Genomic DNA, 19827 nt, shown 5'->3' with positions numbered 1-19827 from the left:
CACCGCTAACCGAGTACCGACCATGACCGCCTTGTCGCGCAAGCACCGCATCGAACAGGACCCCCGCTGGCAAGCCGTGCTCAAGCGCGATGCCAGCGCCGACGCCAGCTTTGTCTACGCCGTGCGCACCACCGGCGTCTATTGCCGCCCCAGCAGCCTGTCGCGCTTGCCCAAGGCCGAGAATGTCGAATTCTTCGACAGTGCCGAGCAAGCCGAAGCCGCCGGCTACCGCCCGAGCAAACGCCTGGCCAGTGACCAGACCCAGGTCGCGGCGCACCATGCCTCGCTGGTGGCGCTGGCCTGCCGGCAGATCGAGGGCGCCGAAATACCGCCCAGCCTGGGCCAGCTGGCGCAGCAGGCCGGCATGAGCAGCTATCACTTTCACCGAGTGTTCAAGGCCGCCACCGGGCTGACCCCACGGGCCTATGCCAACGCGCAACGCTCACGCAAGGTGCGCTCCCACCTGGAACGCGGCCAGTCGATCACCGAAGCCCTGTATGACGCCGGCTTCAACTCCAACAGCCGTTTCTACGAAGCGGCCGACCAGTTGCTGGGCATGACGCCCAGCGACTACCGCGCCGGCGGCCCCAACACCGATATCCGCTTCGCCCTCGGCCAGTGTTCCCTGGGGGCAATACTGGTGGCGCAAAGCGCGCGCGGTGTGTGTGCGATTCTCCTGGGGGATGAACCCGGCCCGCTGCTGGAGCAACTGCAGGACAAGTTCCCCCGGGCCAACCTGATCGGTGCCGACCGCGATTTCGAGCGCCTGGTCGCCCAGGTAGTGGGGTTTATCGAAGCCCCGGCCATTGGCCTGGACCTACCCCTGGATCTGCAGGGCACGGTGTTCCAGGAGCGGGTATGGCAGGCCCTGAGGAGCATTCCTCTGGGCAGCACCGCCAGCTACGCCGAAATTGCCCAGCGCATTGGCGCGCCCAAGTCCATGCGCGCCGTGGCCCAGGCCTGCGCGGCCAACAGCCTGGCGGTGGCCATTCCCTGCCACCGGGTGGTACGCAGCGACGGCGGCCTTTCAGGCTACCGCTGGGGTGTGGAACGCAAGCGTCAGTTGCTGGAGCGCGAAGCGGCCTGCGAGGCCTCGATGCCGATGTAGATCGCCACCGAATCGGCACTGGTGTAGACCTCGAAATCCGTGGCGAAGGCGCGTCGGACCTGGGGGTTGTCCTGGAAGTAGGCCCAGATCAGCCCCCAGGTCTGGATCACGCAATCGGGCATCGCGCCCTTGGCACTGAACACCAGGTAGTCCCCGCCCTGGACAGCCACGCTCGGGTAGTCGGCGCAGGCACCTTCCAGCGCCACTCCGGCGGTCACGTCGAAGTGCCCGCTGGCATCGGACTCGTAGTTGGAATAGACGCCATAGACGAACGAATCAGCCTGGCGAGGGCTGATCTTGTCGAACAGCCCCTCGACATAGAAGCGCTGCCACATCGGCCCGATCCGGGCGCTGTCGGCCTGTTGCTCGGCGGCGTTGAGGGTCCTTACTTGCAGGCCTGCAACGCTGAACGGCAGTACTTCACGCAGTTTTACATCCATGGTCAGCCTTCCTTGAGGGGTGCGATGAGGAAAAATATCCGCCGCAGTCTAGCGCCGGATCGACGCTGCCGACAGCCGTCGGCAGCGGCCGCTGTACCGGTTGCAAAGGCCTGGAATCGAGCCCCGTGGAAAAGTCAGCTGGCCTCGGGGCGCCATCTCCTGATAAAAACCACGGGCTGCATCGTCTAAACCTGCCGACGGAGAATTCCCGCAAATGAGCCAATGGACTGATCGCCGCCTCTTAGACCTGCTGGGTATCGCCCTGCCCATCATCCAAGCGCCCATGGCCGGCCCCTCCGGCTCCGCCATGGTGATCGGCGCCTCCCGGGCCGGTGCTCTGGGCTCCCTGCCCTGCGCCATGCTCGACGCCGGGCAGATCCGCCAGGAAGTACAGGTGATTCGCTCAGCCACGCAGAACCCGTTGAACCTGAACTTCTTCTGCCACCAGGTGCAGCCCGTCGATGCCGAACACGAGCAACGCTGGAAGAACGCCCTGGAGCCCTACTATCGCGAACTGGGCGCCGACTTCGATGCGCCGACCCCGGTCAGCAACCGCGCGCCCTTCGATGAGAGCACCTGCCAACTGGTGGAAGAGTTGCGCCCTGAAGTCGTGAGTTTCCACTTCGGCCTTCCAGAGCCTTCGTTGCTGGCCCGGGTCAAGGCCACCGGAGCCAAGGTGCTGTCCTCGGCCAGCACCGTCGATGAAGCGCTCTGGCTGGAGGAGCGCGGCTGCGACGCGATCATCGCCATGGGCTACGAAGCCGGCGGCCACCGGGCAATCTTCCTCGGCGACGATCTCAACAGCCAGGTCGGCACCATGGCCCTGGTGCCGCAGATCGTCGACGCGGTGCAACTGCCGGTGATTGCCGCCGGCGGCATCGGCGATGCCCGGGGCATCGTCGCGGCGCTGGCCCTGGGAGCCTCGGCGGTGCAACTGGGCACTGCCTACCTGTTCACCCCGGAAGCCAAGGTCAGCGCCACCCACCACTATGCCCTGCGCCACGCCAAGGAAAGCGAAACCGCGTTGACCAACCTGTTCACCGGGCGCCCGGCCCGGGGCATCGTCAACCGCGTCATGCGCGAAATCGGCCCCATCAGCCCGTTGGCGCCGGCCTTCCCCCGGGCCGGCGGCGCCTTGATGCCGCTGCGTGCCAAGGACGAGGCGGACTTCGCCAACCTCTGGTCCGGCCAGGCCCTGCGCCTGGGGGTGGAACTGCCCGCCTACGAACTGACCCTGCGCCTGGCCGAACAAACCCTGGCACAACTGCGCAGACGCTGATTCACTAGAGCCGCGATCCACATCGCGGCCCGGGCAACAAGCACTGGCAACAGAGTTCCGTTCATCGACAAATCGCTATATATTCCACTATATAGCGACTCTACCTCGCCTTGGTGCAGGCCCCTTCCAATAACTCACTGCCCAACGCATCCGTCCCCCAATGGAGCTGTTTGATGAACCTTCGCGCCTCAGGTTTTGCCCCGACTTGCCTCGCCGCCCTGCTCGCTATCTTCGCCCTGGGTTCGGCCCAGGCCGATGAAGTCCAGGTCGCGGTGGCCGCCAACTTCACCGCACCGATCCAGGCGATTGCCGCCGACTTCGAGAAAGATACCGGGCACAAACTGGTGGCCGCCTACGGCGCTACCGGGCAGTTCTATACCCAGATCAAGAACGGCGCGCCTTTTGAAGTCTTCCTCTCCGCCGACGACAGCACCCCGCAAAAGCTCGAAAGCGAAGGCGACATCGTCAAGGGCTCGCGCTTCACCTACGCCATTGGCACCCTGGCCCTGTGGTCGGCCAAGGACGGCTACGTCGACGCCAAGGGCCAGGTGCTCAAGGACAACCAGTACCAGCATCTGTCCATTGCCAACCCGAAAGCCGCGCCTTACGGCCTGGCCGCAACCCAGGTACTGGCCAAGCTGGGCCTGACCGACAAGGTCAAGGACAAGATCGTCGAAGGCCAGAACATCACCCAGGCCTATCAGTTCGTTTCCACCGGCAATGCCGAGCTGGGCTTCGTCGCCCTGTCGCAGATCTACAAGGACGGCAAGGTCACCAGCGGTTCGGCCTGGATCGTCCCGGCCCAGATGCACGACCCGATCAAGCAGGACGCGGTCATCCTCAACAAGGGCAAGGACAACCCGGCCGCCAAGGCACTGGTGGACTACCTCAAGGGGCCAAAAGCCGCCGCGGTGATCAAGTCCTACGGCTACCAACTGTAAATGAGCCTGTCGAGTGCCGATTTTTCCGCCATTTGGCTGACCCTCAAGCTGGCGTCCCTGACCACGCTGATCCTGCTGGTGGTCGGCACTCCGATAGCCCTGTGGCTGTCGCGCACCCGCTCCTGGCTGCGGGGGCCGATCGGCGCCGTGGTGGCACTGCCCCTGGTGCTGCCACCCACGGTGATAGGTTTCTACCTGTTGCTGGCTCTGGGGCCTAACGGTTTCTTCGGCCAGTTCACCCAGTCCCTGGGGCTGGGCACCCTGACGTTCAGTTTTGCCGGCCTGGTGCTGGGCTCGGTGATCTACTCCATGCCCTTCGTGGTACAGCCGTTGCAAAATGCCTTTTCTGCCATTGGCAGCCGTCCCCTGGAAGTGGCCGCAACCCTGCGCGCCAACCCCTGGGACACCTTTTTCACGGTGATCCTGCCCCTGGCGCGGCCAGGCTTCATCACAGCCTCGATTCTCGGCTTTGCCCACACCGTCGGCGAGTTCGGCGTGGTGCTGATGATCGGCGGCAACATCCCCAACAAGACCCGGGTGGTCTCAGTGCAGATCTACGATCACGTCGAGGCCATGGAATACGCCCAGGCCCATTGGCTAGCCGGGGCCATGCTGGTGTTCTCGTTCCTGGTGCTGCTGGCGCTGTACTCCAGCCGCAAGACCAAAGCCGGCTGGAGCTGAGCCGATGAGCATTCACGTCAAGCTGCACCTGGGCTACCACGACTTCGCCCTGGATCTCGACCTGCAACTGCCAGGGCGCGGGGTAACAGCCTTGTATGGACATTCGGGCTCGGGCAAGACCACCTGCCTGCGCTGCATCGCCGGCCTGGAAAAAGCCGGCCGCGGGCGCATCCAGATCAATGACGAAGTCTGGCAGGACAGCCAGCGCAAGCTGTTCGTCCCGCCCCACAAGCGCTCCCTGGGCTATGTGTTCCAGGAGGCCAGCCTGTTCGCCCACCTGTCCGTGCAAGCCAACCTGGAATTCGGCCTGCGGCGCATTGCCAAGGCCCAACGCCGGGTGGACATGGCCCAGGCCACTGAACTGCTGGGCATCGGCCACCTGCTGCAGCGCCACCCGCAGCACCTTTCCGGCGGCGAGCGCCAGCGCATCGGCATTGCCCGGGCGCTGCTCACCAGCCCGCGGCTGCTGCTGATGGACGAGCCCCTGGCGGCCCTGGATTCAAAACGCAAAAGCGAGATCCTGCCCTACCTGGAACGCTTGCACGACGAGCTGGATATCCCGGTGCTGTACGTCAGCCACTCCCAGGATGAAGTGGCGCGCCTGGCCGACCATATCGTCCTGCTCAGCGATGGCCGGGCCCTGGCCAGCGGCCCCGTGGGCGAGACCCTGGCGCGCCTGGACCTGCCCCTGGCCCTGGGTGACGACGCGGGCGTGGTGGTGGAAGGCCGGGTCAGCCATTACGACCCGGACTACCAGTTGCTGACCCTGCAACTGCCCGGCAGCCAGCTGACGATCCGCGTGGCCCACGAGCCTCTGGCACTGGGCAAGGCCTTGCGGTTCAAGGTCCAGGCCCGGGACGTCAGCCTGAGCCTGCAGGACAGCGAGCACAGCAGCATCCTCAACCGCCTGCCGGTAACGGTGCGCGACGAAATCCCCGCGGACAACGCCGCCCATGTGCTGGTGCGTCTGGACGTGGCGGGCAGCCCGTTGCTGGCGCGCATCACCCGCTTCTCCCGGGACCAGTTGAGCCTGCACCCCGGGCAGCAACTCTGGGCACAGATCAAGGCAGTGGCCGTCCTGGCGTAAACCGCAGAGAAAATCGGCACCCTTGGCCGAGGCCGCGGTCCATGGTCTACCGGCCCGCACTTTGCCCAGGACCTGCCGCCATGCCCGACGCTTGCGATACTCCCGCCCTGCCCGCCGACCTGCACTACACCGACGACCGCCAGCCGGGCATCCGGCGGCGCAAGCTGCGGGGCAAGTTCGTCTACTACGACGCCCAGGGCCAGCGCCTTACCCAGGCCGCCGAGGTACAGCGGATCAACGCCCTGGCGATTCCCCCGGCCTACGCAGAGGTGTGGATCTGCCCCGACCCCAAAGGCCATCTGCAGGCCACCGGCCGCGACGCAAGGGGCCGCAAGCAGTACCGCTACCACCCGCGTTGGCGCGAAGTGCGCGACGGTGACAAGTACGCTCGCCTGCTGGCGTTCGGCAACGCCTTGCCCAAGCTGCGCCGGCAGTTGCAGGCGCAATTGGCGGTGCCCGGCTTCAGCCGGGAAAAGGTCATGGCCACCTTGATCCTGCTGCTGGATGAAACCCTGATCCGCGTCGGCAACAGCCAGTATGCCCGGGACAATCGCTCCTACGGCCTGACCACGTTGCGCAACCGCCATGTACAGGTCAGCGGCAGCGCCATCCACTTCCAGTTCCGTGGCAAGAGCGGGGTCGAGCACCAGATCACCGTCAAGGACCCGCGCCTGGCACGGGTGGTCAAGCGCTGCCTGGAGTTGCCTGGGCAGCAGCTGTTCCAGTACCTGGACGAAGACGGTCAACGGCACCACGTCAGCTCATCGGACATCAACGCCTGCCTGCAGCAACTGACCGGAGCCGACTTCACCGCCAAGGACTACCGCACCTGGGCCGGCAGCGTCCTGGCCCTGGAGCGGTTGCGCCAGCAGCCTTGGGAGCCCCAGGCCGAGGCGAAGAAACACATAGTGGCAACGGTCAAGGAAGTGGCCCGGGAACTGGGTAACACTCCGGCGGTGTGCCGCAAGTGCTACATCCATCCGGCGCTGCTGGAGCGCTTCGTCCTCGGTGAGTTGGCGCAGTTGCCCAAGGCCCGCGCCCGCCAGGGCCTGAAGGCCGAGGAAGCGGGCCTGGCGAACTTTCTGCGGCGCCTCGCGAAGGAGGCCCAACCGGCCTGACGACGGCCACCTTCGAATTTGCGTACTTGTCAGTCAGAGAATTCTGAGGTTAGGCTACGCACCTTCCTTCCCGTCCAAGGACGATTGCCGACGTGAACAACTAAGCCTTCCAAAAATGTATCCGCGATGAGCACTGCTAGCGCTCATTGGCCTGTTGCCACATTTTCCGGAGGTGCTGATGACTCACGTCACCCGGCTGCCCGCACTGGTTTCCCTGAACCAGCTGACCTATCAATTCGCCAATGGCGAAACCCTGCTTGATGCCCTGAACCTGAGTTTCGATCGCCTGCCCACGGCCATCGTCGGGCGCAATGGCGTGGGCAAGTCCCTGCTGCTGCGCCTGATCGCCGGCGAGCTGCAACCCTCCTCCGGGAGCATCAGCCACACTGCCAGCGTGGCCTATGTGCCCCAGGATCCGCAGGTACAGCCGAGGCAGAGCGTGGCCCAGGTCGCCGGCCTCGCCGAGACGCTGGGCGCCCTGGAGCGCCTGGCCAACGGCAGCGCCAGCCTGGAAGACCTGCACCTGGTGGATGATCGCTGGGACCTGGCCCAGCGCCTGCGCCTGGCCCTGGATGAAGCCGGCCTGGAGCACGTGGAACCGCAGGGCCCGGCGGACGTCCTCAGCGGCGGCCAACTGGCCCGAGTGGTGCTGATCGGAGCCCTGCTGGGCAACGCCGACCTGCTGCTGCTCGACGAGCCCAGCAATCACCTGGACCGCCACGGCCGGCGCTGGCTGACGGAACAACTGCAAGGCTGGCGTGGCGGGCTGATCCTGGTCAGCCATGACCGCCATTTGCTCATGCAGGTGCAACGCATCGTCGAACTCGGCCCCCAGGGCGCCCAGGTCTATGGCGGCAACTATGCGCTGTACCAGGCGCAGCGCCAGGCCCACAGCGAGGCGGCGCAGGCGGCGCTGGACCATGCGCGAACCCAGCGCAGCCGCGAGCACAAGCGCCTGCAACGGGAACACGACACCATCCAGCGCCACGCCGCGGCTTCGCGCCGGCACGCCAAGACCGCCAACGTCTCAGGCTTCGAACGGGCCAAGCTGCTCGGCGCCGCGCGGGACATCATGGGCCAGGTACGCCACGCCCATCAGGGGCACAAGAGCGAGCTCGACGAGCAGGTGCGCGACGCCTTTGCCCGGGTCGGCGCGCAGTCACCGACCTTGCTCACTCTGCCTACCACCACCTTGCAGGCCGGCCAGCCGGTATTCAGTCTACTGCAGGCGCAACTGCCCTGGCTGGACCCGCAAGCCTCGGCCAGCCGCCTCACCTGCAACGTCGTCGGCCCGGCACGCATCGCCCTGGTCGGCCCCAATGGCTGCGGCAAGTCCACCTTGCTGAAACTGCTGGCCGGCCAGTTGCAGCCACTGAGCGGCGAATGCCGAGTGGCGGTAGCCAGTGCCTATCTGGATCAGCATCTGGCGCAACTCGATCCCGCACACTCACTGCTCGAACAACTGGGCAACGCCGCCACGCCCCTGGAGGAAAGCACCTTGCGTACCCGCCTGGCACGCCTGCAACTGGATGCCCGGCGGGTGCTGCAACCCTGCGCGCAACTGAGCGGCGGCGAGCGCCTGAAAGCCGCCCTGGCCCTGGCCCTGTGGGGCGGCAACCCAGCCCAACTGCTGTTGCTCGACGAACCCACCAACCACCTGGACCTGGAATCGGTGCAGGCCTTCGAATGCGCCCTGCGGGACTTTCCCGGGGCCCTGGTGGTGGCCTCCCACGATCAGGCCTTTCTCCAGGCCCTGGCGCCGACCCATGAGCTGCAATGCTCGGCCCTGGGCTGGCACCTCAGGGAGCAGCAGCCATGAAACAGCGGCTTACAACGACGGGCCCTGCGCAGCCGCAGGCCCGTGCTAGATTCGCCGCCTCACAATCCATGGACAGGAGCGTCACGCCATGCAGTTCGGATACACCATCATCTACGTACCCGAAGTCGAAGGTTCCTTGCGCTTTTTCGAGCAGGCCTTTGGTTTCAAGCGGCGGTTTCTCCACGAATCCGGCACCTATGGCGAGCTGGAAACCGGCAGCACTACCCTGGCCTTCGCCGACCATGACCTGGCAGAAATGAATTTCCCGGCCGGCCATGTGGCGGCTCACTCCTCGCCCAAGCCCCTGGGCATGGAACTGGGGCTGGTCACCGCAGACGTGCAGGCGGCCCATGCCCGGGCCCTGGAGCACGGTGCCCGGGAACTGGCGCCCCCCACAAGCAAGCCCTGGGGGCAGACGGTGTCCTATGTGCGCTGCCCGGACGGCACTTTAGTGGAGCTGTGCACCCCGGTCGCGCCCTGAACGCCCGGAGGCGTTGAACGCTACTTGAGCCTGACGGCGGTGCCGGTGGCGAAGACCACTACCATGCCGCCGCGCCCTGCCGGCATGCTGATCTCGAAATCCACGCCGACCACCGCATCGGCGTTGCATTGCCGGGCGCGCTCCTTGATTTCATTGGTGGCCTGTATCCGCGCTTCCTTCAGGGCGCGTTCCAAGGTCTGGGAGCGGCCGCCGAAAAAGTCGCGCATGCCGGCGAACAGGTCACGGACCACGTTGATGCCGTGGACCGATTCAGCGCTGACGATGTCCAGGTAGCTGGCAATTTCCCGGCCTTCGATATGGGCGGTGGTGGTGACAATCATGTGTTTCTCCCTTGAACGGACCACTCGCCCCGGCGCTTCGGGGCGGCAAAACCGGGGATGGTAACAGAGCCCGCCCAAGGCTTTGCCACAAACGACAGCCCCGCTCTGGAGCGGGGCTGTGGGTCACGGTTTCAAGGGACGTTCTTCATCCAGTTCCGACAGGCTTTTGCCATCATCCGGATGCTTCCAGGTCTGCGGAGGCGGCTCCTTGTGTTCAACCTCGTAGGGTGCCGTCTCATCGCTGCGTTCCTGCTCGTAAGGGCGTTGCTGTTGCGTTGCCATGCCCACCTCTCTTCCTGAAGGGATTTTTCACTTGCTTTAGCAGGTTAGAACAGATCTGCCGGTGGCTCGGGGTTTGCCGACAAAACAACGAACGTCACCAGTGCCCTGCGGTCGTAAAAGTATGGAGACGCATCGAACACACGGCGCGTGCTCCGTACTCACTCCGAAGGAGAAACGCGATGGTTACTCACTTCAAGGTCGCCGGGCACCTGGCCTGCGGTCATCACGGCACCCAACTGGCCTCCACCGGCGAGCTGAACCGGGTCAAATGCCGCAGTTGCCGAAACACCGAGGTCTACAAGGAGGCCCGACGCAACCAGCGCAATGCCGCTCGTCGGGCTGCACGCAAGGCCAAGGCCAGCCATGGCGGCCAACTCTGGCGTAACGCCTGGACCGAACGCCTGACCGCCCTGCCGGGCCTGCAGCGTCTGCCACGGGGCTTTCACGGCCAGCCCTTCGTCTGAAACCGAAGCACGCCAGCGTGCCGGCCGAGTACGGGACTGGGCAAGGTGTGCGCCCCTGAGGCGCAAGATGAAACTTCTTTCACCCAGCATCGAAAAAGCGCTGTGTATAGTCGCCTCGCTCATTCAAGCAACTACGTTCGCCCGCACTCCCCGCGGGCTTTTTTTTGCCCGCGGGAAAGTGCGTTGGCGTTTTTTCAGTCCTGCTCGAGTTCCTTGCAGTCCTTGAGCAGGGTTTGCTCCGTGGCGGTGTGGTCCGCCTCCAGGAACGAGAGCACCCCCATCTTGCCCTTGGTGTGCCAGCGGAAGCTGTTCTGCTCGTCGTCCGCCACATACAGGGCGCCGGAAGCGGAACGCGCGATGTGCATGGGGATCAACTGGTCCTTGTAATACAGCGTGGCAAACGAGGAGCCGTTGTCGATGTTCAGGTAGGCGGCGTCGATGCGCACCTGCCCTTCACACTGGTAGCGTGCTACCTGGCTCTGGTAGGCCGGCTCGGCGGTAGTGGTCTGGGCAGCCTGTGCCAACAGCGCCTGGCTTGAAGCCAGAACCGCGGCGCAGAGCATTGCAGGATGAGTTTTCATGGTGTTCCCCCAGTCGTTCAAAGATGCCCAATGGGACTGGCAGGGGCGTTTTTAGTTCAGGCTGATCAAGCCCCTCGGACCATGGTGCGGCAAAGCTCGAGAGAGAACTGCGGGTCGGTGAGGAACGGGGTCGACAGTCACATCGGCACCGCGGTCCAGCAGCCCCGACAAGGACACCTCCACATGCCGGTAGACATCAGCACACTCGACATCGCCCCCCCCCACTGCCCATCTCGGCCAGCAACCCGCTGGCACTGGGGCTCAACGGCAACTGCAATGGCCAGCAAGCCAGCTCTCCCCCGCACGCCCTGGACTCGGCCTGGAATGGCCAGGTATTCGACTTTCATGGCGGGATCTACAACCAGATCGATTTCACCCCCAGCACCCCGGCGGAGGATGGCTCGGCCTGCATCATCAGCCAGCTGTCGCTCAGCCACGCCTAGCACCTGGCTGGGGGGGTGCCTTGCGGTAGTCACACCGTCCGGGTGCTCCTGGCACCTTGTCAGGAAGGTACCTGCTCCTCGCTGCGATCACGTGGCATCAGGGTCAGGTAGTCGGCCAGCGCATCCCCGGCCAGGGGCTTGATCATGATCCGCACCTGGTGCTGCAAGCGCCCCAGCTCGATCCCGTCACGGGTACGCACCTGGGCATAACCGCAGGCATTCCAGAAACCCTGTGCCCGGGCATTGTCCTGGACCACGCTCAAGCGCAACCAGCGTGCGCCCTCGCCCGCAGCCCAGGCCTCCAGCTCAGCGTGCAACTGCCGGGCAAGGGAGCTGCCGTGACAGGGGGTAGCCAGCATGAACAGGCCTATGTGCCAGACCCCTTGTGCCAACAGGTCGCTGACAATGCTGACGAACGCCAGCAGGCGCCCTTCACTGTCGAAGTAACCGATTTTCCACTTGTGGGTGTAGGACCAGCCCGCTGGCAGTGCATCATCGATCTCGTCGCGCGCCTCGTCCGGCTGCGGCGCTGCACCGTGGACGATATGGAAATACTCCGGGTTCTCGACAAAGAAACGCTGCAACAGCGCTGCGTCATCCAGGGTGATTTCCCTGGGTGCGAGCCCGGTTGCTGATGACGGCAGTAACTTTGATTGCATGCTGTGGAGCCCTTAGAAGACGCTAGGCCGGCAGGTCGGCGACGGATCCTAGCGCCCGACCAGGCCCTGACGACAGAGTTTATTTGTTGGAAAAATGTGTTCCGCCCGGCGCTCGCTTCACAGCGGGCCGCCCTCGCCGCTTTGTTATGATCGACCCTCACCACGCCCAGCGTTTATCCAGCAGGCCCGTGCCTGCGTTACCCGCGGAATCCACCCCATGTCCAATCCCTTGTCTTCCCCTGGCTACCAGCGGCTGCTGGCCCTGCAGCAACGCATCCATGAGTTCACTCGGGAGCAGGCCGCCGAGCACGACGACACTGGCGAAGACCCGGCCGGCCCATTGTGGGCCAGCGACTACAACTACCTGGCCCTGGCGCCGATGCGTGACGGCCTGCATCTGGAGTACTACGGCGAGCTATGGGACGAGCCCTTTGCCTGGACCCTGGAATGCCTGGCAGAGCAGAGCGTGGCGGACACCCTCAGCTCGCTGCTGTTTTCCGGTGCCGATGAAGGCGCGAACGGTACCCGCGAGTGGGAGTTCAGCCCCTTGCTGGACAGTGCGGTGCAATTTCCCCGCCTCAGGTCATTGACGATTCGCCCCACCGAACCTCAGGACCATAACGCTTCGTTGATCCAGAAGGCCGGCACCATCATGGAAGAAGCCGGTGAAATCGCCCGCTGGGTAGCAAAGACCCCGTACCTCAGCGAACTGACCCTGCCCAATGCCCCCAACGCGGACTTCTTCCAGGTCGACCTGCCACACCTTGCGCAACTGCGTATCGGCGCCCATTTCGACACCCAGGGTTTTATCGACAACCTCGCAGGCTCCAGCAACCTGCCGCGGTTGAGCAGCCTGGATTTCAGTGAGTCCAGCGCACTTCAGCAAAGCTGGGCAGAAGACCGCGAGGAGCACGCCATCACGTCTTTTGCCAGCTATGAAAGATTGTTTGCCAGCCACGCGTGCGACCCATTGCGGGCGCTGCGCTTGCGCAATACCTGCCTGAGCCTGGAACAACTCGAAGCCCTGCAGCGCCAGCGACCCAAACTGCCGATCATGGTGATCCAGGCCGCCACTGGCGGTTACGTGAAGAATTTCGCCCGGCAGGTATTTCCCTGGCAGCACCTGGTGCAGCCCGACCCGGGGCAGCGATGAGCCTCAAGACTAAAACCAAGATTGATTGGCCACCGTCTCGGAGCAAGTGGCTCTTGGAACGCTATGCCAACGTCTATAAAGAACTCATCGAGTCTTTGAAATCACGTCACTCATGTATTGATTCAAATCGCGAAAATCCTTAACGCTCCAAGCATGCGGGGGCACCTTCACACCGTTCTCCCGCAAAGTTCTGGGAATCAAGTCTCCATTGGGACGCAGTATTACCGACGACACAATCACACCCGGATACTCATTGAGTCGTTTTTTGAAAGCAGGGGTCGTCAGATCAGGTGTAGGAGGATTGCTCTTATTGGCCAGTGGCCCAGTTCCCTTGATATCGGCGCCGTGACACATGGCACATCGTTGCACATAGAGACTCTTGCCATTGGTGTTGTCCGCAAAGGAAAGCGTTGCTTGAATCAGCAAGAGCCCCCCCAGCGAAGCGATGAGCAATGCTTTTATTTTCATTTTTGCATCTGGCCTTGTTGTAGAAATCAGATCCCGGAGGCGGCGCAGCAACGCTCTGGGTCACATCTGAACCGAGAGTGTTGGTCAGCAACAGGCGTGTGTTTGCCAGAGGTGAACTTCAGCTCAAACGCAGTTCCGCATTTCCTATGCACCCGCGGAGTGGGAAAATACCCCCCAAAAAACTGTGTATGCAATCAGCGCTATCTGTGCGGCGCTCTATCTCTCCTGCACAGAAAGACCCAGACCCGCGCCAGGAAGAACAGCCTCCGCATCGCACACGCGGCCTGGAGCAATCGATGCCTGGCTTGTAGCGTCCAACAGACGAATACATCCGTTAAGTACTACTGGGGACTTCTCGAAGGTGCTCCTCCATAGGCTTAAACCGCTCCGCGAACCTTGATCTCGGCACCTTCGAGCCGGTACTCCCCAGCAGCAGACTCCACCAGCCCCAGTCATAAGGACTGGAGGGGCAATGGAACCGTGAACGCGTTGGAGGATTACTGTCGGAGGTTAGGCTGGGTGGGAATCAGGTCCTGAACTTGAGCGCAAGAGTAGGTGTTGGAGTAGTCATGGAAACGTGGTTTTATTTCGGCGCCATAGGTCACGCACTGGAACGCCGACGAACCTTTTTGCAAGATCAGAAAGTGCACCAGGCCGACCCGTGCTGGCGCCTGGTAGGCCGCCTTGACTTCATAGCCGCTACGCAGCAACTCGCTGACCGGAGTGGTGTCGTCCGCCAGGGAAAATGGGCTAGCGCCTACGAGGCCCAGCAGGGAGATGCTCAGAGAGATTTTTGCAATACGCTTGGTGATTGGCATGAATCCGTCATCCATGAATGGAAAACGCCAAGTTACCTAAATTCAGCAACCCCGTCACGATCCCGGCCCTACCGAATTGCAGAATTTGGCGACCTGAGGAGCAGTTTGAACAATCAGCACCCTATGAAACTCCATGCCTTCCAGAGAAGCGCCCTCGGCCAATCGATAGACGAACTCCTTGTGCCTCGCACACGACACTAAAATGGCCATCGCGGTCATAACTGGCGAGCACGTAAGGGCAGATACAAATGGTTTCGCTAAATGGCACCTGCACTTCGGCGGTCTTACGAGCGCGACGGGTGACCGTGAGGGGCGCAAGCCCTTCTCTGCCGCAAGAGCATGCCAAGTATTCGAGCGCTGAGTTGAATTACCCGCCTACTCGACAACGAGTGACAGTGTGATCTATCAATCAAGATCAAGTTGCCGCCATGCTATCCGGCACACGCTCTTGCTCGCCTGATCAAGTAGTAGGCGATCCCCAAGGCAATGATTGCGGGCCCCACGTTATCGAGCTTTGTAGCACCATCGGCCAAATGTCGCCCGGCCTGCACGACCATGAGGGCAGCACCGACATACAGGATCGCCACCTTAAAACGCTTCCAGCTCATTTAGTCCTCCCGTTTTGGAAGTGAACGTACCAGAACACCTTCACCCTTCTAAACGACCCATTAGTTTGCCGCCAGCACAAGAGGCTGCACCTGCATGGAAGATCACCACGAGCCACAACTGCGCATACGCCCGGTGCCACTTCCAAGTGCGTATCGAAACTGATCGTGGCAGAAGATGCCCCCCGATGACGGAGGCGATGTTACGCAGGAGGTTTCATATGGCCAGAACGGCCACTGGAGTTGAAAAAGCCTACTCAAGATGCGCGTTTTGCGCGCCAAGGCTGGCAAAGACAACGCTGAATCGAGCGACAATATCATGCAAGCCAAAGATCAACTTGGAGATACCACCGTAGTGATGACCCGAACAGTACGCGCGCACCCGTAAAGGCAAGAAGGTCTCACCCACAAAGTAAACTGCGGAGCAGTATTTGAAGTTACGAATTGATTCAGAGTTAGGCTCACTCATAAAACCGTGCAAGCCCTTGAAATAGATGGTGCCCGAAGCCGGAATCGAACCGGCACGCCCTTACGAGCGGGGGATTTTAAGTCCCATGCGTCTACCAGTTTCGCCATTCGGGCGGTAGCGCGATAACGCGGCACTGGAACATTCAATCGGCATCAGGCCGTCCAGTGCTTGAAGCAGGGAGTGGAATATATACATCCAGTCCTTGTGAAGCAAGGTCGAAGCCGGCAAAAAAGCCCGGTTCCCGACTCGCTGTCGAGGGTAAAAAAACACGGTAAATCAGAGATCTACAGCGTCATCCCGAGGTTCAACCAGGGGCCGCACGGCCTCTCGCCAATTCCCTCAGCGGCGGCAAGACTAACATGGCGCCATAAGCCAACCAACTGATTTTTAAAGACTTATCCTGAAGTGACAGCCTCGGACGAAGCTCCTGCCAGCAATGTCCAGGAAGAGCTTCCTCCCCGGGCAGCCCTCAAGCTAGCGCGGAAAAACTCAAGGAGAGCTTAAGCGCGTCGTCCTTGGCGACCGCCTGCTCGGCCTCCAGATGCGCCGCGAACTCCTGCTCCACAGGCGCCTCGGGACCTTTGACTTGAGCAACCGAGCGATTGTGTTCCAGTACTTTCGAGAGTTGGGCGTAGCTGTAGTTGGCGGGAGGCGTATTGCCGATGTTCATGAAGACCTTCCTTGAATGGGTAAAGACCAAGCCAGGTGCAGAAAGCCTCGGGTACCGCCCGAGTTGCGCACCCTTGGGTGAAAATGGCGAGGGAGGTTAACAGCTATAACCAGAAAGACGTACCTCAAGCGCCTGTGGAGTTCGCCCAGTACAGATGACCTCGCCATCCATGAACCGGTAAAGAGTCATAGATACTGGGCGAACGCTGTAACGCTATGCCCTCGCAATGACATGTTCAACTGTCAGCAATACGCACCTCCCCGCCCCTCAGCCGGCGTAGTGGGTGAAGGCCCCGGCAAAGGCTCGGCGCCCTGCCCGCAATTCGGTACGCAGCTCGCCAATCAGATTGGAGATGTCGCGCACGCTGGTGAGTTCGGCAGTGGAGACACCGGTGAGCAGCAAGTCCACCCGGCCCGACTCTGCATCGTAGATCTTGATGGTCAGGGAGCCGTTGGGGTTCAGGGCGCAGGCGCAGGACAGCGGGAGAAAGCCGGACTCCAATATGTGGCAAAGCTCGCTGGTAGAGAGCATGGCTTCTCGCCTGTATGGGGGAGGTGAGGTTCGCCCGTTCAGGATAGGCCTGTATACGCTTTTGTGTATCAGAAAAAACACAGAGAAATGTTAACTCCCCCGCAGTTATCGAATGCCTGCGCAATGCCTCAGCGCTTCGAAATGATGAAGGCTTGTGCATGGCCGGGCTGTTTTTTTTCGTGGCGACTCTGTAGTTTCCACAACATGAACCCGATCCCCCGGCCTGGCCTCGCAGCGATTATTACCCCCTTCATCAGCAAGGTGGGCTAGCGGCCGTCCAGGCTGTCAAAAACCCGCCTCGGAGGCGGGGTTGACCACCACTCTTCTGAGGCAACTACCCCAGGAGAAAACCATGAAGCACTCATCACCCGCCGTACTGCATTTACTGTGCGGCAAGATCGCCTCGGGCAAGTCCACCCTGGCCAGGCAGCTGGTAGAGGCGCACAGCAGCGTCCTGATCTCTGAAGACCAGTGGCTGGCAGGCCTGTATCCGGAGCAGATTCATTCGATTGCCGACTACCTGCTCCACGCCCAGCGCCTGGCAAGTGTGCTGGAACCGCTGGTGATCGCCATGTTGCGCGCTGGAACCTGTGTCGTCCTGGACTTTCCCGCCAATACCGTCGCCCAGCGAACCTGGCTGCGAGCGCTGGCGGACCAGGCCGGCACCCCTCATCAATTGCATGTACTGGATGTGGATGAAGCCCAGTGCAAGGTAAGGCTGCGCGAGCGCAATCGTCTGGGCGATCACCCGTTTGCCGCCAGCGACGAGCAGTTCGAACGGATTAGCCGCTACTTCGTGCCGCCTCAGGAGGAGGAAGGGCTGCACATCGTCCGGCACTAGGTGTATCGGCAGTCACGGTCGGGTGAGCCAGGTGCCCGATCGTGAATCCTGTGCATCCAGCTCATGGGAAAAAGCGGCCCGTGACAAATTCCAGGCAAAAAAAAGCCCAAGTAGCTGATGGACACTTGGGGCTAAAAATGCATAAACCGTGGTAGGTGAACGCAGGGCTATAGTAACGGAATCGTACATTCTGTAACAACATATTTTGAGAAAAAAACCACAAATAAAATCACCTAAGTCATTAAATATCCACACTTTTTTTGAGTCTTTGGATTTCAGGACAGGTTTCTGGAAGGCCTCTATCAGTGTCGGAGCCGCGAAAAAAAGGTGCCAGCCACGCACCTGCAATGCTTCGTGAAGCATTCAACAAAATAGCGTTGAAAATTCACAGAATCGCAACAGACAGATAACAGCAGCCACCTTAAATTGCCGGCACCCTTCCGAATGGAATGTTCCGGTATGAATGAATTTCTTGATGCCCTGCCCTTGCTGCTCTGCCTGACGACCTTCGCCTGGTGCTGCTGGGGCTAGAGCCAGCCCGACCTCCGTCCGCGACCACCGCCCGCCCCCCCTTCCCCCCTGCCCCTCTGGATATGCCTGGCAAAGCCTTACGCCGGCTCGGCGGGCCTGTGGGCGCTGAACAAGGCCTGTCCGATAGCCCGGGCCCTTTGCAGATTGGCGGCTTGGGCGCCGGACTCCGACTCGTACAGCAACTGCGACGTCAGCACACTGGCCCCGCAGTAATCGAAGATCCCGTGATCAATCTGAGCCTGCATCGCTTCGAGGTAGCGGTGACGCTCATAGGTACCGGCATCAGCCCCAGCCACCCCTACCAGATGCACCCGAAGGCGCCCCAGCTTTTTCACCAACCTGGCATCGGCCTGGAAATCAAACGCCCAGCCATTGCTGAACACCCGGTCGATCCACCCCTTGAGCAGCGCTGGCATGGACCACCAGTAGACCGGATAGACCAGTACCAGAGCATCAGCGCGATCGATCCGGGCCTGCTCGGCGAGAACGTCCACAGGAGGGGTGACCTGGGTTCTGTGTACCGCAATATCTGCAGCGCCGAAGCGCGGCTCGAAGCCTTCGCTCCAGAGATCGGCAAGCTCGAAGGAGTGCTCCGCAGACTCGGCCAGGCCTTCGGCAATCTGCCGGGCAAGGCTGTGGGTCAGGGACCTGGGGTCGTGATGGGCAAAGACAAGAAGTGCGTGCATGGCGACTACTCCCACAAGCGCATTGCGCTGATTGCAGAGGATTTATATACTTTTAGTAAGTTACGGCCAATAACCTACCTTTGGTATATAAGCATGTCAAGCCGCCAGAACACCGATGCCTCACCGCGCCGTCGCCTGACACGGGAACAGCGCCTGCAGCAGTTGATGGGCGTGGCCTGGCAGATAGTTCGCAAACAAGGCACCGAGGCCCTGACACTGGGGCACCTGGCAGAACAGGCCGGTGTCACCAAACCCGTGGTCTACGATCATTTCGACACTCGGGCGGTACTCCTGGCGGCCCTCTACCAGGACTACGATCAGCGTCAGACCGCACTCATGGAGCAGGCGCTGGAGACTGCCAGCCCCACGCTGGCGGCTCGCGCCGATGAGATTGCCGCGTCCTATATGGATTGTGTGCAACGCCAGGGCCGCGAAATCCCTGGGGTGATCGCCGCCCTGGCCAGCTCGCCGGAGCTGGAACAGACCAAGCGTGAATACGAGGCCACCTTCCTGGAAACCTGTCGAGGTGCCCTTGAGCCCTTCGCGAACGGCGCCGTGATAGGCACCGCGGGCCTGCGGGCCATGCTCGGCGCCGCTAAAGCGCTGTCCCATGCCGCCACACTGGGAGAGATCAGCTTCGGCCAAGCCCAGGAAGAGCTCTGCGACACCATCGTAGCCATGGTCGAAAGAGCCCGCGCCAGGCAACGCACGCCGGCATCCGGCGCTTCCCGTTAATTGTGAACCGACTCTTGAAAACACCCCCCGAAGGGGTACCGCAAGGACGCTGCAATGCTATTGGCCCAACTGGAACTGCTGGACGAACTGCTGCAACGCTATCGCGGAGAGCTGGGCAAGGATTTCACCGGCTATCGCAACCATGTGTACCGGGTCATCAACTTCTGCCACCTGCTTACAGGCACTGATGCCCTGCAGTTGCAGAAACTCTCCATTGCCGGAGCCTTTCATGATCTGGGGATCTGGACCGCCGGGACCTTCGACTACCTGCCACCCTCGTTAGACCTGGCCGAAGCCTATCTGGAGGAAATCGGCAGGCCGGAATGGGCAGCCGAGGTGCTGCCAATGATTGAACTGCACCACAAGATCACCCCTACTGCCGCGCTGCCGGGTAGCCTGGTGGAAGGCTTCCGCCGCGCCGACTGGATTGATGTCTCCCTGGGCATGCTGAGCTTCGGTCTATCGCGCCAGGATCGGCGTCGAGTGTTTGCCGCATTTCCCGATGCCGGCTTTCATCTGCGCCTGGTTCAATTGTCCGCCAGACGGCTGTTGACCCGTCCCTGGAACCCCCTTCCCATGCTGCGTCTGTAGACCTG

At 62.0% G+C, this 19827-nt stretch carries 23 protein-coding genes, 1 tRNA gene and 3 pseudogenes; 15 read left to right on the top strand and 12 right to left on the bottom strand.

The genetic code is table 11. The features are described 5' to 3' along the window. The first annotated feature begins 22 nt into the window (after positions 1 to 22). Positions 23 to 1108, top strand: coding sequence for a bifunctional DNA-binding transcriptional regulator/O6-methylguanine-DNA methyltransferase Ada (ada, locus tag ABCR88_RS13080; RefSeq protein WP_350404682.1), 1086 nt, complete (start codon positions 23 to 25; stop codon positions 1106 to 1108). Here the strand turns inward: ada and ABCR88_RS13075 are convergent. Continuing rightward, positions 1060 to 1548, bottom strand: coding sequence for a GyrI-like domain-containing protein (locus ABCR88_RS13075; protein ID WP_011061692.1), 489 nt, complete (start codon positions 1546 to 1548; stop codon positions 1060 to 1062). The genes ada and ABCR88_RS13075 overlap by 49 nt on opposite strands. Before the next feature lie 214 nt (positions 1549 to 1762). On the opposite strand from ABCR88_RS13075, the gene ABCR88_RS13070 reads away from it, so the two are divergent. The 7 genes from ABCR88_RS13070 (at position 1763) to ABCR88_RS13040 (ending at position 8954) form a co-directional block, all read left to right on the top strand. Beyond that, the gene (locus tag ABCR88_RS13070; protein ID WP_325984812.1) at positions 1763 to 2827 is read left to right on the top strand and encodes a nitronate monooxygenase family protein; all 1065 of its coding nucleotides are present in this window, start codon (positions 1763 to 1765) and stop codon (positions 2825 to 2827) included. Between the two features lie 173 nt (positions 2828 to 3000). Beyond that, positions 3001 to 3768 carry a molybdate ABC transporter substrate-binding protein gene (gene modA, locus ABCR88_RS13065; RefSeq protein WP_236187233.1) on the top strand — a complete coding sequence of 256 codons (768 nt, stop codon included), beginning with the start codon at positions 3001 to 3003 and terminating at the stop codon, positions 3766 to 3768. Next, complete coding sequence (gene modB, locus ABCR88_RS13060) at positions 3769 to 4449, top strand: molybdate ABC transporter permease subunit (protein ID WP_015635894.1); 681 nt, start codon at positions 3769 to 3771, stop codon at positions 4447 to 4449. A gap of 4 nt (positions 4450 to 4453) precedes the next feature. Further along, positions 4454 to 5536: a molybdenum ABC transporter ATP-binding protein gene (gene modC, locus ABCR88_RS13055; RefSeq protein ID WP_041118550.1), complete on the top strand. Its 1083-nt coding sequence runs from the start codon at positions 4454 to 4456 to the stop codon at positions 5534 to 5536. 80 nt (positions 5537 to 5616) lie between these two features. Further along, complete coding sequence (locus ABCR88_RS13050; protein WP_015635896.1) at positions 5617 to 6654, top strand: DNA topoisomerase IB; 1038 nt, start codon at positions 5617 to 5619, stop codon at positions 6652 to 6654. Between the two features lie 178 nt (positions 6655 to 6832). Further along, the gene (locus ABCR88_RS13045; protein WP_337152918.1) at positions 6833 to 8473 is read left to right on the top strand and encodes an ATP-binding cassette domain-containing protein; all 1641 of its coding nucleotides are present in this window, start codon (positions 6833 to 6835) and stop codon (positions 8471 to 8473) included. An 88-nt stretch (positions 8474 to 8561) separates the two neighbouring features. Beyond that, complete coding sequence (locus tag ABCR88_RS13040; protein ID WP_011061699.1) at positions 8562 to 8954, top strand: VOC family protein; 393 nt, start codon at positions 8562 to 8564, stop codon at positions 8952 to 8954. 20 nt (positions 8955 to 8974) lie between these two features. Here ABCR88_RS13040 and ABCR88_RS13035 read toward each other — a convergent pair whose 3' ends face one another. Both ABCR88_RS13035 and ABCR88_RS13030 read right to left on the bottom strand, forming a co-directional pair. Further along, a complete protein-coding gene (locus tag ABCR88_RS13035) occupies positions 8975 to 9295 on the bottom strand; it encodes a YbjQ family protein (RefSeq protein WP_011061700.1) in 321 nt (106 codons plus the stop codon). Between the two features lie 123 nt (positions 9296 to 9418). Further along, positions 9419 to 9577, bottom strand: a complete 159-nt coding sequence (locus tag ABCR88_RS13030; RefSeq protein WP_011061701.1) for a hypothetical protein — start codon at positions 9575 to 9577, stop codon at positions 9419 to 9421. Positions 9578 to 9756: 179 nt separating this feature from the next. Between ABCR88_RS13030 and ABCR88_RS13025 the strand changes: the two genes are divergently transcribed. Next, positions 9757 to 10041 carry a hypothetical protein gene (locus tag ABCR88_RS13025; protein ID WP_015635899.1) on the top strand — a complete coding sequence of 95 codons (285 nt, stop codon included), beginning with the start codon at positions 9757 to 9759 and terminating at the stop codon, positions 10039 to 10041. A gap of 194 nt (positions 10042 to 10235) precedes the next feature. Here ABCR88_RS13025 and ABCR88_RS13020 read toward each other — a convergent pair whose 3' ends face one another. After that, positions 10236 to 10622: an MliC family protein gene (locus ABCR88_RS13020; RefSeq protein WP_019094152.1), complete on the bottom strand. Its 387-nt coding sequence runs from the start codon at positions 10620 to 10622 to the stop codon at positions 10236 to 10238. A gap of 272 nt (positions 10623 to 10894) precedes the next feature. Here ABCR88_RS13020 and ABCR88_RS13015 point away from each other — a divergent pair. After that, positions 10895 to 11065 (top strand): annotated as a pseudogene (locus ABCR88_RS13015) (polysaccharide lyase family 7 protein); the annotation flags it as partial. Positions 11066 to 11124: 59 nt separating this feature from the next. On the opposite strand, the gene ABCR88_RS13010 reads toward ABCR88_RS13015, so the two are convergent. Then, entirely contained in the window at positions 11125 to 11724 is a 600-nt protein-coding gene (locus ABCR88_RS13010) for a GNAT family N-acetyltransferase (protein ID WP_041118553.1), read from the bottom strand. 217 nt (positions 11725 to 11941) lie between these two features. Here ABCR88_RS13010 and ABCR88_RS13005 point away from each other — a divergent pair, with 217 nt between their 5' ends. Further along, positions 11942 to 12877 (top strand): hypothetical protein, encoded by a 936-nt coding sequence (locus ABCR88_RS13005; protein WP_232512049.1) that lies wholly within the window; start codon positions 11942 to 11944, stop codon positions 12875 to 12877. 84 nt (positions 12878 to 12961) lie between these two features. On the opposite strand, the gene ABCR88_RS13000 is transcribed toward ABCR88_RS13005, so the two are convergent. The 3 genes and pseudogenes from ABCR88_RS13000 to ABCR88_RS12990 all read right to left on the bottom strand — a co-directional run. Continuing rightward, on the bottom strand, positions 12962 to 13345 hold the full coding sequence (locus tag ABCR88_RS13000; RefSeq protein ID WP_080774197.1) for a cytochrome c: 384 nt from the start codon (positions 13343 to 13345) through the stop codon (positions 12962 to 12964). A gap of 497 nt (positions 13346 to 13842) precedes the next feature. Continuing rightward, positions 13843 to 14163, bottom strand: coding sequence for a hypothetical protein (locus ABCR88_RS12995; protein WP_041118554.1), 321 nt, complete (start codon positions 14161 to 14163; stop codon positions 13843 to 13845). Between the two features lie 54 nt (positions 14164 to 14217). Further along, positions 14218 to 14473: pseudogene (locus tag ABCR88_RS12990) on the bottom strand (hypothetical protein); the annotation flags it as partial. Between the two features lie 480 nt (positions 14474 to 14953). On the opposite strand from ABCR88_RS12990, the pseudogene ABCR88_RS12985 reads away from it, so the two are divergent. Further along, positions 14954 to 15184, top strand: a pseudogene (locus ABCR88_RS12985) (integrase); the annotation flags it as partial. Positions 15185 to 15263: 79 nt separating this feature from the next. Here ABCR88_RS12985 and ABCR88_RS12980 read toward each other — a convergent pair. The 3 genes from ABCR88_RS12980 to ABCR88_RS12970 form a co-directional block, all read right to left on the bottom strand. Next, positions 15264 to 15350 (bottom strand) — tRNA-Leu (locus ABCR88_RS12980). 356 nt (positions 15351 to 15706) lie between these two features. Next, on the bottom strand, positions 15707 to 15907 hold the full coding sequence (locus ABCR88_RS12975) for a hypothetical protein (protein ID WP_325984815.1): 201 nt from the start codon (positions 15905 to 15907) through the stop codon (positions 15707 to 15709). Between the two features lie 267 nt (positions 15908 to 16174). Then, positions 16175 to 16438: a DUF1652 domain-containing protein gene (locus tag ABCR88_RS12970; protein WP_015635907.1), complete on the bottom strand. Its 264-nt coding sequence runs from the start codon at positions 16436 to 16438 to the stop codon at positions 16175 to 16177. Between the two features lie 352 nt (positions 16439 to 16790). Here ABCR88_RS12970 and ABCR88_RS12965 point away from each other — a divergent pair, with 352 nt between their 5' ends. Next, a complete protein-coding gene (locus ABCR88_RS12965; protein ID WP_325984816.1) occupies positions 16791 to 17279 on the top strand; it encodes an ATP-binding protein in 489 nt (162 codons plus the stop codon). A 608-nt stretch (positions 17280 to 17887) separates the two neighbouring features. On the opposite strand, the gene ABCR88_RS12960 is transcribed toward ABCR88_RS12965, so the two are convergent. Then, positions 17888 to 18496, bottom strand: coding sequence for an NAD(P)H-dependent oxidoreductase (locus ABCR88_RS12960; RefSeq protein ID WP_232643179.1), 609 nt, complete (start codon positions 18494 to 18496; stop codon positions 17888 to 17890). Positions 18497 to 18589: 93 nt separating this feature from the next. Between ABCR88_RS12960 and ABCR88_RS12955 the strand changes: the two genes are divergently transcribed. Further along, the gene (locus tag ABCR88_RS12955) at positions 18590 to 19231 is read left to right on the top strand and encodes a TetR/AcrR family transcriptional regulator (RefSeq protein ID WP_350404681.1); all 642 of its coding nucleotides are present in this window, start codon (positions 18590 to 18592) and stop codon (positions 19229 to 19231) included. 54 nt (positions 19232 to 19285) lie between these two features. Continuing rightward, positions 19286 to 19822 carry a hypothetical protein gene (locus ABCR88_RS12950; RefSeq protein ID WP_325984819.1) on the top strand — a complete coding sequence of 179 codons (537 nt, stop codon included), beginning with the start codon at positions 19286 to 19288 and terminating at the stop codon, positions 19820 to 19822. Positions 19823 to 19827 lie beyond the last annotated feature (5 nt).

It is taken from the genome of Pseudomonas sp. W17 (assembly GCF_040268305.1).
Taxonomy (GTDB): Bacteria; Pseudomonadota; Gammaproteobacteria; order Pseudomonadales; family Pseudomonadaceae; genus Aquipseudomonas; species Aquipseudomonas protegens.
Note: the sequence above shows the minus strand (reverse complement) of the source record. Positions and strands in the feature narration are given on the sequence as shown.